9 protein-coding genes are annotated in these 13,569 nt (G+C 71.5%); 8 read left to right on the forward strand and 1 reads right to left on the reverse strand.

Translation table 11 applies throughout. The annotated features are described in order from the left end of the window. The first annotated feature begins 18 nt into the window (after positions 1 to 18). Positions 19 to 519 carry a hypothetical protein gene (locus U5640_RS13795; protein WP_340376101.1) on the forward strand — a complete coding sequence of 167 codons (501 nt, stop codon included), beginning with the start codon at positions 19 to 21 and terminating at the stop codon, positions 517 to 519. On the opposite strand, the gene glgX is transcribed toward U5640_RS13795, so the two are convergent. Then, positions 473 to 2,707, reverse strand: coding sequence for a glycogen debranching protein GlgX (gene glgX, locus U5640_RS13800; protein ID WP_340376102.1), 2,235 nt, complete (start codon positions 2,705 to 2,707; stop codon positions 473 to 475). The two genes, U5640_RS13795 and glgX, sit on opposite strands and share 47 nt — an antisense overlap. 153 nt (positions 2,708 to 2,860) lie before the next feature. On the opposite strand from glgX, the gene U5640_RS13805 reads away from it, so the two are divergent. The 7 genes from U5640_RS13805 to U5640_RS13835 all read left to right on the forward strand — a co-directional run bounded on the left by U5640_RS13805 (position 2,861) and on the right by U5640_RS13835 (position 13,310). Next, positions 2,861 to 4,102: an Ig-like domain-containing protein gene (locus U5640_RS13805; protein WP_340376103.1), complete on the forward strand. Its 1,242-nt coding sequence runs from the start codon at positions 2,861 to 2,863 to the stop codon at positions 4,100 to 4,102. A 181-nt stretch (positions 4,103 to 4,283) separates the two neighbouring features. After that, positions 4,284 to 5,537 (forward strand): Ig-like domain-containing protein, encoded by a 1,254-nt coding sequence (locus U5640_RS13810; protein ID WP_340376104.1) that lies wholly within the window; start codon positions 4,284 to 4,286, stop codon positions 5,535 to 5,537. A gap of 88 nt (positions 5,538 to 5,625) precedes the next feature. Continuing rightward, positions 5,626 to 6,393 (forward strand): enoyl-CoA hydratase-related protein, encoded by a 768-nt coding sequence (locus U5640_RS13815; RefSeq protein WP_340376105.1) that lies wholly within the window; start codon positions 5,626 to 5,628, stop codon positions 6,391 to 6,393. Positions 6,394 to 6,737: 344 nt separating this feature from the next. Continuing rightward, positions 6,738 to 7,241, forward strand: coding sequence for an ATP-binding protein (locus tag U5640_RS13820; protein ID WP_340385087.1), 504 nt, complete (start codon positions 6,738 to 6,740; stop codon positions 7,239 to 7,241). Positions 7,242 to 7,388: 147 nt separating this feature from the next. Continuing rightward, positions 7,389 to 9,242: an ABC transporter ATP-binding protein gene (locus U5640_RS13825; protein ID WP_340376106.1), complete on the forward strand. Its 1,854-nt coding sequence runs from the start codon at positions 7,389 to 7,391 to the stop codon at positions 9,240 to 9,242. Then, positions 9,239 to 11,098 (forward strand): ABC transporter ATP-binding protein, encoded by a 1,860-nt coding sequence (locus U5640_RS13830; RefSeq protein ID WP_340376107.1) that lies wholly within the window; start codon positions 9,239 to 9,241, stop codon positions 11,096 to 11,098. The genes U5640_RS13825 and U5640_RS13830 overlap by 4 nt, the downstream gene beginning before the upstream one ends. Positions 11,099 to 11,276: 178 nt before the next feature. Beyond that, positions 11,277 to 13,310 carry a M4 family metallopeptidase gene (locus U5640_RS13835; RefSeq protein ID WP_340376108.1) on the forward strand — a complete coding sequence of 678 codons (2,034 nt, stop codon included), beginning with the start codon at positions 11,277 to 11,279 and terminating at the stop codon, positions 13,308 to 13,310. Positions 13,311 to 13,569: the final 259 nt, after the last annotated feature.

Consider the following 13,569-nt stretch of genomic DNA (forward strand, 5'->3'; position numbering starts at 1 on the left):
GAGTGAACGGTGGTCTCCTTGAACTCCTCCGCTCCCCGGACCGCACAGGGCCCCGGGCGATCGTTCCGGCTCGGCCTCGCGCAGCGCGCCCTCCCCGGCGCGCTCGGCTTCCTCTGCGCCGCGCTGGTGCTGTACGCCGGGAAGCTCCTCGCCGGCGACCCGATGAGCGCGCGCGACCTCGGGCAGGTGCTGGGCTGGTCCCTCGTCGGCGTCGCCGTCCTGACGCTGACGGGGCGTCGGCGCGGGGTGGTCCTCACCGAGGACGCCCTGGTGGTCGTGAACGGGGCGCGCCGTGAGCTTCCGTGGTCCGGGATCGCGCGGCTGGAGGTCCGCCGCGTCCTCGGAGTGGGCCAGGTGGTCGCGCACCTCGCGGACGGCCGCCGGACGACCCTGCCCGCGCCGACGTCGTTCGCCGACGCGCGCTTCGAGGAGAAGGTCCGGGAACTGACGGGGTGGTGGGCCGAGCGGCGGCTCAGCCCGCCACCCGCAGCAGCACCACCGACCGCGCCGGCACCGTGACCGCCTCCCCCGCCCGGTGGAGCACGCCCGGGGGCTCGGTCTGGTGCTCGCGGGAGGTGTCGACGACCACCTCGTAGCGCTCCGCCCACGGCGGCCCCGGCAGGACGAAGCTCACCGGCCGGTCCCCGGCGTGCAGCACCGCGAGGAAGCTGTCGTCGGTGATGGGGGCGCCCCGTTCGTCGCGGCCGGGGATGTCCCGGCCCGAGAGGTACATGCCGAGGGTCGCGGCGGGGGCGTACCAGTCGCCCTCGGTCATCTCCGTGCCCCGCGCGGTGAACCAGGCCAGGTCGCGCAGCCCGTCCGCCGAGTGCGCCCGGCCGGAGAAGAACGCGCGGCGGCGCAGCACCGGATGCCGGTGCCGCAGCGCGATCAGCCGGGAGGTCAGGTCGAGGAGGGCGCGCCACCGGGGCTCCTCCAGCAGGCCCCAGTCCAGCCAGCCGGTCTCGTTGTCCTGGCAGTACGCGTTGTTGTTGCCGCCCTGGGTGCGGCCCATTTCGTCGCCCGCGACCAGCATGGGCACGCCGGTCGACAGCAGCAGGGTGGTGAGCAGGTTGCGCAGCTGCCGTCGCCTGAGGGCCTGGACCCGCTCGTCGTCCGTCTCGCCCTCGGCCCCGCAGTTCCAGGCCCGGTTGTCGTCCGTGCCGTCCCGGTTGCCCTCGCCGTTGGCCTCGTTGTGCTTGCGCTCGTAGGACACGAGGTCGCGCAGGGTGAAGCCGTCGTGGGCGGTGATGAAGTTGACCGAGGCGTACGGGCGGCGGCCGCCCCAGGCGTAGAGGTCGCTGGAGCCGGACAGCCGGTAGCCCATCTCGCGGACGTCCGGCAGCGCGTGCCGCCAGAAGTCGCGCACGGCGTTGCGGTAGCGGTCGTTCCACTCGGTCCACAGGGGCGGGAAGGCGCCCACCTGGTAGCCGCCCGACCCCACGTCCCACGGCTCGGCGATCAGCTTGACCCGCCGCAGCACCGGGTCCTGGGCGATGACCGCGAGGAACGGGGAGAGCATGTCGACGTCGTGCATGGAGCGGGCGAGGGCGGCGGCGAGGTCGAAGCGGAAGCCGTCCACGCCCATCTCGGTGACCCAGTAGCGCAGGGAGTCCGTGATCAGCCGGAGCACGTGCGGCTGCACCACGTGCAGGGTGTTGCCGCAGCCGGTGTAGTCGGCGTAGCGGCGGGCGTCGGACTGGAGTCGGTAGTACCCGCGGTTGTCGATGCCCTTGAGGGAGAGGGTGGGGCCGAGTTCGCCGGCCTCGGCGGTGTGGTTGTAGACGACGTCGAGGATCACCTCGATCCCGGCCGCGTGCAGGGCGCGCACCATCCGCTTGAACTCGCCGACCTGCTGTCCCGTCGTACCGGAGGAGGCGTAGCCGGCGTGCGGGGCGAAGTAGCCGATGGAGTTGTAGCCCCAGTAGTTCCTGAGGCCGCGGCGGAGCAGGTGGTCCTCGTGGGCGAACTGGTGGACGGGGAGCAGCTCCACCGCGGTCACGCCCAGTCCCACCAGGTGCTCGATCGCCGCGGGGTGGGCGAGTCCGGCGTAGGTGCCGCGGAGTTCCTCGGGGATGCCGGGGTGGCGCCGGGTGAAGCCCTTGACGTGGAGTTCGTAGATGACGGAGTCGGCCCACGGCGTCTTGGGGCGGCGGTCGTCGGCCCAGTCGTCGTCGTCATGGACGACCACGCCCTTCGGGACGTACGGCGCCGAGTCCCGTTCGTCGCGCACGGTGTCCGCGACCTGCTGCTGGGGCCAGTCCCTGACGTGCCCGTACACCTCCGGGGGGAGGGTGAAGTCGCCGTCGACCGCGCGGGCGTAGGGGTCGAGGAGCAGTTTCGCCGGGTTCCAGCGGCCGCCGGTCCACGGGTCCCAGCGGCCGTGCACCCGGAAGCCGTAGCGCTGGCCCGGCATCACGCCCGGGACGAAGCCGTGCCAGATCTCGTGCGTCAGCTCGGTGAGCGCGGCCCGGGTCTCCCGGCCGGCCTCGTCGAACAGGCACAGCTCGACGGCTTCCGCCCCGCCCGCCCACAGCGCGAAGTTGGTGCCCGCGACCCCGTCCGGGCCGACCCGGAAGCGGGCGCCGAGCGGGGTGGGCGCACCCGGGCGCACGGGCACGCCGGGCACCTTCTGGGACATCCCGTTCAGTCGGGTGTCCGGCGTGGCGCGCTGCTCCGCCACCGCCTCCTGCTCGGCTGCGCTGGACACCGTTCAGCCTCCCGCGGCTCGTGGGTACGACGTAGGGGCGGGCGTACGGCGTCCCGGCCGCCGCCGCCCCGCGCTGTCGTCCTCCCCCTGTTCTGCCCAGAGCGCGCCTCGCACTCACGTTTCCCGGGGGCGCACCCGGTCGTTGGACACACCGTGAGGCACGTACATGGGCGCGCACGGCGCGCGGGCGTCGCAGTGGCCGCCGTAGTGACCTGGGCAGGACTCCTGGCCGGGGCCGCGGGCTGCTCGGGCGACGGCGGAAACGGGCTGGACCGGATGCTCGGCAGACCGGCGGCCCCCGAGGACGTCATCCGGGTGACCCCGGACGACCACGCGAAGGGGGTGCGGCCGGAGACGGCGCTGCTGGTCCGGGTGCCGGACGGGCGGCTGGAGTCGGTGAAGGTGGTGCGGTCGCAGGACGCCCAGGAGACCCGGGTGACGGGCCGGATCTCGGCCGACGGGCGCAGCTGGCGGCCGGACGGCGGCCGGCTGGCGCTGGCCGCCCGCTACACGGTCGACGTCGTGGCGCTGGACGGCGACGGCAACCGCTCGGCCCGGCACACCACCTTCACCACCTACGTCCCCGACGAGCGGTTCATCGGGTACGTCACGCCGGAGAACCGCTCCACGGTGGGCACCGGGATGATCGTCTCGCTGGACTTCAGCCGGGAGATCGAGAACCGGGCCGCCGTGCAGCGGGCGATCGAGGTGACCGCCGAGCCGGCCGTGGAGATCCGGCCGCACTGGTTCGGCGGCGGCCGGCTCGACTTCCGTCCCGAGGAGTACTGGAAGCCCGGCACCAGGGTCACGGTCGCGCTGCGGCTGCGGGACGTGGAGGGCGCGCCCGGGGTGTACGGGCTGCAGTACAAGACGTTCTCCTTCACCGTCGGCCGCAGCCAGGTCTCCCTGGTGGACGCGGAGAAGCACACGATGAAGGTGTGGCGCGAGGGCGATCCGATCGCCACCGTGCCCATCACGGCGGGGGCGCCGAGGACGACGACGTACAACGGGAAGATGGTCGTCACCGAGATGCTCGAACTGACCCGGATGAACGGCGCCACGGTCGGTTTCAAGAAGAAGGACGGCAAGGGCGAGTACGACATCCCGGACGTGCCGCACGCCATGCGGCTGACCGAGTCCGGCACCTTCCTGCACGGGAACTACTGGGCGGAGCCGGACGTCTTCGGCAGCGCCAACGTCAGCCACGGCTGCGTCGGCCTCATGGACGTCAGGGGCGGTGCCTCGGACACCCCGGCGGGCTGGTTCTTCGACCGCTCGCTGATCGGGGACGTCGTCGAGGTGGTCCACAGCAAGGACAAGGAGGTCGCGCCGGACAACGGGCTCGGCGGCTGGAACATGAGCTGGGCGGACTGGACCGCGGAGGACGCCGGGTAGCCGACCGCGGACAACCTCTCCCCGCCGTGCAACCATCCCCGCCCGATCATGGTCCAAGTTGCGACGGAACGGTGACATTCACCTGACACGCAGCTCAAAACCGCGCGGTTAATATGCGCAAATGATCGCGCGGGAAGCGCGGGGGTGGGGGCCTGGCCAGGCCCGGGGAGGGGAGAACGACTTGAACGTGCGACCGATATCGGGGGCGTCGATCGCGAGGCGCCCACGCGGCCGCAACAAGCGGTTGGCGCTGATCGTCGGCGGGATGCTGCTCGCCGTCACGGCGTGCGGCGGGGGCGGCGGCTCGGACTCCGGGTCCGACGCCAAGGAGAAGAACGACAAGGGCAGCACGGCGGCGGCGGCCGGGAGCAAGCAGTCGGAGGCGGTCGTCTCGATCGCCCCGAAGACCGGCGCCAAGGACGTCGACACCACCGGCGCCCTGAAGGTGACGGCCAGCAAGGGCAAGCTGACCGAGGTCACCGTCAAGGACGACAAGGGCACGGCGATCAAGGGCGCGATCTCCGCCGACGGCAGCGGCTGGACGCCGGCCACGCACCTGGCCGCCTCGACCGAGTACCAGGTGCACGCGGTCGCGAAGGACTCCGAGGGGCGTACGGCCGCCGAGGACTCCTCCTTCACGACGCTCAGCCCGCAGAACACCTTCATCGGCAACTTCACGCCCGAGGACGGCTCCACCGTCGGCGTCGGCATGCCGTTCTCGGTCCGCTTCACGCGCGGCATCACCAAGCCGGCCGACGTCGAGAAGGCCATCGAGATCAAGACCGAGCCGGCCGTGGACGTCGAGGGCCACTGGTTCGGCAACGACCGCCTGGACTTCCGCCCGGAGCAGTACTGGAAGGCCGGCACCAAGGTCACCGTCAAGCTGAACCTGGACGGCGTCGAGGGCCGCAAGGGCGTCTACGGCAAGCAGTCCAAGACCGTCTCCTTCACCATCGGCCGCAGCCAGGTGTCGATCGTGGACGCCAAGAAGCACACGATGAAGATCATGCGGGACGGCAAGCTCTTCAAGACCATCCCGGTGACCACGGGCAAGCCCGGCTACGCCACCTGGAACGGCCAGATGGTCATCAGTGAGAAGTTCACGGTGACCCGGATGAACGGCGACACCGTCGGCTACGACGGCGAGTACGACATCAAGGACGTCCCGCACGCCATGCGGCTGACGAACTCCGGCACCTTCGTGCACGGCAACTACTGGGGCGGCGACGCCTTCGGCAACTACAACGCCAGCCACGGCTGCATCGGCCTGCGCGACGTGCGCGGCGGCTACGACAGCGGTGTCCCGGCCGCGTGGTTCTTCAACCACTCGATGATCGGCGACGTGGTGACGGTGAAGAACTCCACCGACCCGACGGTCGACCCGGCCAACGGCCTCAACGGCTGGAACCTCTCCTGGGCCGAGTGGACCAAGTAGGCCCCCGGCAGGACCCCTCTCCGGCGGGCCCGGTGCTGTGACCAACGGCACCGGGCCCGCCGTCGTTAATGGTGGTTAACCTGCTGCCATGACCGTTCATCTCGAAGTCGCCGACGGCGTCGGCACGATCCGCCTCGACCGCCCGCCCATGAACGCCCTGGACGTCGCCACGCAGGACCGGCTCAAGGAGCTGGCCGAGGAGGCGACCCGCCGGGACGACGTCCGCGCCGTCGTGGTGTACGGCGGGGAGAAGGTGTTCGCGGCGGGCGCGGACATCAAGGAGATGCAGGACATGGACCACACCGCGATGGTCCTGCGCTCGCGCGCCCTCCAGGACTCCTTCACGGCGGTGGCCCGGATCCCCAAGCCGGTCGTGGCGGCCGTCACGGGCTACGCCCTGGGCGGGGGCTGCGAGCTCGCCCTCTGCGCGGACTTCCGGATCGCGGCCGACAACGCCAAGCTGGGCCAGCCGGAGATCCTGCTCGGGCTGATCCCCGGCGCGGGCGGCACCCAGCGCCTCGCCCGGCTGATCGGCCCCTCCAGGGCGAAGGACCTCATCTTCACCGGCCGGATGGTGAAGGCGGACGAGGCGCTGACCCTGGGCCTGGTGGACCGGGTGGTCCCGGCGGCCGAGGTGTACCCGCAGGCCCACGCCTGGGCCGCGAAGCTGGCCCAGGGCCCGGCGCTCGCGCTGCGGGCGGCGAAGGAGTCGGTCGACACCGGTCTGGAGACGGACCTCGACACCGGTCTCGCGGTCGAGCGCACCTGGTTCGCGGGTCTGTTCGCCACCGCCGACCGTGAGATCGGCATGCGGAGCTTCGTCGAGGAAGGGCCGGGCAAGGCCAAGTTCCTGTGAGGCGGGTCCCGTGAGGCGGGTCCCTTGAGGCCGGCCGTGTGAGGCAGGTCTCCCCGAACGGAGTTGCAAAGGCTTGCAATTGACGGGATGTCTCATCCGAGATGTCCCGTCCGGGTCCCTCGATGGGGCGGTTCGTGGGACCCTGGGGTTGACCCTGAGCCCGCCTTGTCGAGGGAGTCCGGCGATTGCCCGCACAGGATCCGTCACCGCAGGTCAACGTGGATTCTCCGGACTCCGAACCGCCCCCGGCGCAGGCCCTGGGCCGGGCGTCCGACGAGACCGCCGAGGGGGCGTATTCCGCCGGAACGGCCCCGGAGGGCGCCCCGGACGGCCATGATGGGGGCATGGCGGGGCTGGAGGATGTCGAACAGCCGCGGGGGCACGGGCACGTGGCCGCGGCACGCTGGTCGCCTGCGGTGGAGGACGAACGGGCGCTGAAGGCGCTGGAGTTGTTCGGCAACCCCACGGAGGGCGAGGTTCCGCTCCCCTCCCGCCCCGAGTCCGCCGCCACGGCCCGCCGTCTCACCCAGGTCGTCGTCCTGCGCCAGTGGGGGCTGTCCCCCAAGATGACCGAGGACGCGGTGCTGCTCGTCTCGGAACTCGTCGGGAACGCCGTACGCCACACCGGCGCCCGTGTCTTCGGCCTCCGGCTGCGCCGGCGCCGGGGCTGGATCCGCGTCGAGGTCCGCGACCCCTCCCGGGGTCTGCCCTGCCTCATGCCGGTCCAGGAACTGGACATCAGCGGCCGCGGCCTCTTCCTCGTCGACAAGCTCTCCGACCGCTGGGGCGTGGACCTGCTGCCCCGCGGCAAGACGACCTGGTTCGAGATGCGCGTCGCGGACCGCTGACCGCCGCCCGGCCGGGGACGGACCCCCGAGATTCACCCGCACGGGGTACGGGCCCCTCGAACGCGCAGGTCGTAGGACCAGCGACCGACCCGGCACCGGCCAAAACCCGGTGGGCGATGTCCGTGCCGATCCGTAGGCTCGCTCGTGATGTCGACGACACGTGCAACCACCAAGGACCGGTCCGCGGTGCGGACGTTGCTGCGCTTGTGGCCGTATGTGCGGCCGGTGCGGGTGCGGCTGTTCACCGCCGCGGCCGTGGCCGTCGTCGCCTCCTGCGTGGGGCTGGTGATCCCGCTCGTCCTGAAATGGATGGTGGACGGGCCGATCGCCGACCGTGACCCGGCGGGCGTCTGGCTCGGGGCGCTGTACCTGCTGCTGCTCGGGCTCCTGGAGGCCGGACTGTTCGGGCTCCGGCGCTGGCTGGTGGCGCGGCCGCTCTCGCACGTCGAGGCGGAGATGCGGGCCGGGCTGTACCGGCATCTCCAGCGGCTGCCGGTGGCCTTCCACGACCGGTGGGCCTCGGGACAGCTGCTGTCCCGGGCCACCACGGATCTGATGCTGGTGCGGATGTTCCTCGCCTTCCCGCTGACGTTCCTGCTGGTCAACGCGGTGACCATCCTGGCGGGCGTGATCATCATGCTGCTCCAGGACTGGTCCCTGGGCCTGGTGATCCTGGGGCCCGCCCTCCCCGTGATGGTGATGTGCGTGGTCTTCGAGAACCGCTACGCGGTCGTGGCACGGCTCGCCCAGGACCAGGTCGGCGATCTGACCACGGTCGTCGAGGAGAGCGTGCTCGGCATCCGGATCATCAAGGGGTTCGGCCGGCACCGCAGCCAGGCGCGGGCCTTCCGTTCGTTGTCGTCCACCCTGCGGGGGACGGAGCTGCGCAAGGCCCGGCTGCTGGCGACGATCTGGGCCGTCATCGTGACCCTGCCCGAGACGGCGATCGGGGCGGCGCTGGTGCTGGGCACCGTCCAGGTGGCGGACGGGGAACTGTCCGCGGGCACCCTGGTCGCCTTCCTGTCGACGGCCCTCGCCCTGCGCTGGCCCGTCGACTCGATCGGCTTCCTGCTCGCGATGAGCCAGGAGGCGTCGACAGCGACGGAACGCTACTTCGAGGTAATGGACGAACCCCCGGAAACGGAAACAGCGACGGGGGTGCGGGCGGGCGCGGGGGCGTTGGCGGGTGCCGGGGCCCGGACGGGTGCCGGGAGTGGGGAGTCCGCGGGCTCGGGTCCGGGCGTCACCGGTGACGGGCTGCGGTTCGTCGGGGTCGTGTTTCGGTATCCCGATGCCGATCCCGGCTCGCCCCCGACCCTGGACCGGGTCGACCTGCACATCCGGCCCGGTGAGTCCATGGCCCTCGTCGGCGCCACCGGCAGCGGCAAGACCACACTCACCGCGCTCGTCCCCCGGCTGCACGAGGTGACCGCCGGGCGGATCACGCTCGACGGCGAGGACGTCACCGCGATGCCCCGCGACGAACTGCGCGCCAAGGTCGCCGTCGCCTTCGAGGAGCCGACGCTGTTCTCGGCGAGCATCGGGGAGAACGTGCTGATGGGGGCCGGCGACCGGGCCGGCGCGGCCGACCTCGAGCGGGCGCTCGCCATCGCCCAGGCCGAGTTCGCGCACGACCTCCCGCAGGGCACCGAGACCCAGGTGGGCGAGCAGGGACTCAGCCTCTCCGGCGGGCAGCGGCAGCGGCTGGCGCTGGCCAGAGCCGTGGTGGGACAGCCGAGGTTCCTCGTGCTGGACGACCCGCTGTCCGCGCTGGACGTGCACACCGAGGCCGCCGTGGAGGCCGCGCTGCGCCAGGTCCTCGCCGACACGACCGCGCTCATCGTGGCCCACCGCCCGTCCACCGTGCTGCTCGCCGACCGGGTCGCCCTGCTCTCCGGGGGCCGGATCACCGCCGTCGGCACCCACCAGGAACTGCTGCGCGCCAACACCGAGTACGCCCACCTCATGTCAGGGAACGGCCGCCAGGAGGACGACCGATGAGCGCCCCCACCACCTCGTCCCCCACCACCGACGACCGGTCGGAGGACCTGCCCGTGCGGGCGGCCGGCGACCCCTTCGACAAGGACGTCCTGCCCACCCCGCCCGGCGCCACCGGCATCCTGTTGCGCTCCCTGCTCGCCCCCATGAGGGCACGGGTCGCGCTGACCACGCTCCTGCTGCTGCTCCAGCAGGCGGCCGTCCAGGCGGGGCCGCTGCTGGTGGCGTACGCCATCGACCGCGCGGTGCCGGCGCTGCGGGCCGGGGACGACGGCCCGCTGATCGCGGTGGCCGTCGGCTATCTGGGCTGCGCGCTGGCCTCCGGCGCGCTCCAGTACGCGTTCCTGATCGCGGCCGCCCGGGTCAACCAGGACGTGCTGCTCGATCTGCGCGGCCGTATCTTCCGGCACGCGCAGGCCCTCAGCGTGGACTTCCACGAGCGCTACACCTCGGGCCGGCTCATCTCCCGCTCCACCACGGACGTGGAGTCCCTGCGCGAACTCCTCGACGAGGGTCTCCAGGAGGTGGTGACCGTGGTGCTGTCCTTCGGGTACATCTCGGCGATGCTGCTCTGGCTGGACCTCGGGCTCGGCGCGGTGGCGGTCGCGTCGTTCGTGCCGCTGTACCTGCTGGTCCGGATCTACCAGCGGCGCGCGGGCCGGGTGTTCACCGCCCGGTCCACCGCGATCGCGGCCGTGATCGTGAAGTTCGTGGAGACGATGAACGGCATCCGGCCGGTGCGCGCCTTCCGCCGCGAGGCCGTCAACGACGCCGACTTCGGGGACCTCAACCGCCGCCACGAGCGGACGAACGGCGACGCGCTGCTGGAGATGGCCCGGTACGTCACGGGCTCGCGGATCGTCGCCAACACGGCCGTCGCGCTGATCGTCCTGTGGGGCGCCTACCGGGTGGCGGGCGGCACCCTGGCGCTGGGTGTGCTGGCGGCGGCGGTGCTGTACCTGCGGCGGCTGTACGACCCGATCGACCGGCTCGGCATGTTCCTCAACTCGTACCAGTCGGCTGCGGCCTCGCTGGAGAAGATCGCGGGGCTGCTGGCACAGACGCCGTCGGTGCCCGAGCCGTCGGTGCCGAAGGAACTGCCCGCCCGCCGGGGCGGACTGCCCGGCCGCGAGGTCGTGTTCGACGAGGTGTCCTTCGGTTACCGGACCGGCGGGGAGGTCCTGCCGCGCTTCGCCCTCACCCTGCCCGCCGGGCAGACGGTCGCGGTCGTCGGCTCCACCGGCGCGGGCAAGTCCACCCTGGCCAAGCTGCTGGCCCGCTTCTACGACCCGTCCGGCGGGCGGGTGCTGCTCGACGGGGTCGATCTGCGCGAGCTGGCCGTGCCCGAGCTGCGGCGCGGGGTGGTCATGGTGACGCAGGAGGCGTTCCTGTTCTCCGGCACGGTCGCCGAGAACATCGCCATCGGACGCCCCGACGCGACCCGGGAGGAGATCGAGCGGGCGGCGAAGGCGATCGGCGCGCACGAGTTCATCAGCGCCCTGCCCGACGGCTACGACACCGACGTCCGCAAGCGGGGCGGCCGCATCTCCGCGGGTCAGCGGCAACTCGTGGCGTTCGCAAGGGCGTTGCTCGCGGACCCGGCGGTGCTGATCCTGGACGAGGCGACCAGTTCGCTGGACATCCCCGGGGAGCGGGCCGTGCAGGCCGCGATGGCGACCGTACTGAAGGGCCGTACGGCGGTGGTGATCGCGCACCGGCTGTCGACGGTGGAGATCGCCGACCGGGTGCTGGTGATGGAGCACGGACGGATCGTCGAGGACGGCGCGCCCGCCGACCTCGTCGCGGGCAGGGGCCGGTTCGCGGACCTGCACCGGGCCTGGCGGGACAGCCTAGCCTGATCATCCGTTTATCGAACACGAACCCCCGGACACCGGACCCTTTCCGGCCAAATTTCTGACGCGCTCCTGACAGAGAGCGCAATCCCCTGCCACTCTTCCCACTGCTACTCCACAGCAACCCCACAGCACAAACCGTTCTGCGCACCGCCTTTGTCGTGTCCAGCAGAAGGAGTCAGTGGTGAGAAGCACTTCCTCTCGCAGACGCACCCCCCACACAGCAGTCCGCAAGACCGCCGCCGTCGCCCTGATCGGCGTCTCCGCCCTGATCGCCGCCGCCGTGCAGTCCGGCGCCGCGACCGCCGCCCCGGAGCGTGCCCCGAAGCCGACGGGCGCCGAGTCCGTCAAGCTCACCCCCGCCCAGCGCGCCGAGCTGATCCGCACGGCCGACGCCGGCAAGGCGGCGACCGCCGACAAGCTGGGCCTCGGCGCCCAGGAGGCACTGGTCGTCCGTGACGTCGTCAAGGACGCCGACGGCACCCTGCACACCCGCTACGAGCGCACCTACGCCGGCCTGCCCGTCCTCGGTGGCGACCTGGTCGTGGACACCGCGAAGTCGGGCGCGACCAAGGCCGTCCGCAAGGCCACCGGCGCCACCATCAAGGTCGCCTCGCTGACGCCCACCGTCACGGCGGCCAAGGCGGAGAAGCAGGCCCTCACCCTGGCGAAGGCCGACGGCGCGGCCGGCGCGGCCACCGACCGCGCGCCGCGCAAGGTGATCTGGGCGGCGAACGGCACCCCGGTCCTGGCGTACGAGACGGTCGTGGGCGGCCTCCAGGAGGACGGCACCCCGAACGAGCTGCACGTCATCACCGACGCGGCCACCGGCAAGAAGCTCTACGAGTACCAGGGCATCGAGACCGGCACCGGCAACACGATGTACAGCGGCACGGTGACGCTCGGCACCACGCAGTCCGGGTCGACGTACAACCTGACCGACGCGGCGCGCGGCAACCACAAGACGTACAACCTCAACCGGGGTACCTCCGGCACCGGCACGCTGTTCTCCGGCCCCGACGACGTCTGGGGCAACGGCGCGGCGTCGAACGCGGAGACCGCGGGCGCCGACGCCCACTACGGCGCGGCCCTGACCTGGGACTACTACAAGAACGTGCACGGGCGCAGCGGCATCCGCGGCGACGGCGTGGGCGCCTACTCGCGGGTCCACTACGGCAGCAACTACGTCAACGCGTTCTGGTCGGACAGCTGCTTCTGCATGACGTACGGCGACGGCTCGGGCAACACCCACCCGCTGACGGCGATCGACGTGGCGGGCCACGAGATGACCCACGGCGTCACCGCCAACACCGCGGGCCTGAACTACTCCGGCGAGTCCGGCGGCCTCAACGAGGCGACCTCGGACATCTTCGGCACCTCGGTGGAGTTCTACGCCAACAACTCCTCGGACGTCGGTGACTACCTCATCGGCGAGGAGATCGACATCAACGGCGACGGGACCCCGCTGCGGTACATGGACAAGCCGAGCAAGGACGGCTCGTCGAAGGACAGCTGGTACTCGGGCATCGGCTCGATCGACGTGCACTACTCGTCCGGCCCGGCGAACCACTTCTTCTACCTCCTCTCCGAGGGCAGTGGCACCAAGACGATCAACGGTGTCACCTACAACTCGCCCACGGCGGACGGTCTCCCGGTCACCGGCATCGGCCGGGACAAGGCGGAGAAGATCTGGTTCCGCGCGCTGACCACGAAGTTCACCTCGACCACCAACTACGCGGGCGCCCGCACCGGGACGCTGGCGGCGGCCGGTGAGCTGTACGGCACGACGAGCGCGGAGTACACGGCGGTGGCGAACGCCTGGGCGGCCATCGCGGTCGGCTCGCGGCCCGGTGGCGGCGGGGGCGGTGGCACCTCCTTCGAGAACACCACCGACGTATCGATTCCGGACAACGGCGCGGCGGTCACCTCGTCGATCACCGTCTCCGGCCGGACCGGCAACGCGCCCTCCAACCTCCAGGTCGGGGTGGACATCGTCCACACCTACATCGGTGACCTCCAGGTGCAGCTGGTCGCCCCCGACGGCTCGGCATACACGCTGAAGGCGTACGGCACCGGCGGCAGCACCGACAACCTCAGCACCACGTACACGGTGAACGCCTCCTCCGAAGTCGCCAACGGTGTCTGGCAGTTGCGGGTCCAGGACAACGCGGCCGCCGACACGGGGTACATCAACAGCTGGAAGCTGACCTTCCCGTAGGTCGCCGACAGGCTGCTCACAGGTGCCGCTCCGGAGGACACACCCCTCCGGAGCGGCACCGCCTTTTTGCCAGGCGATTGCCCACGACCTGTTGGCCCTTTACCGAGGTCACCTCGGTTTACATTCCGGCAATGTTCATCGGTTGGTCGATTTTCAGCCAACATCAGAAGGGGGTCCTGACATGTACGCGACCTTAGTGCGACGCTTCCTGGCAACCGCCGCACAACTTCACCGCAGCTTCGGACGGCATCCCCACGCC

This window comes from Streptomyces sp. SS7 (genome assembly GCF_037993025.1).
In the GTDB taxonomy this organism is placed as follows: domain Bacteria; phylum Actinomycetota; class Actinomycetes; order Streptomycetales; family Streptomycetaceae; genus Streptomyces.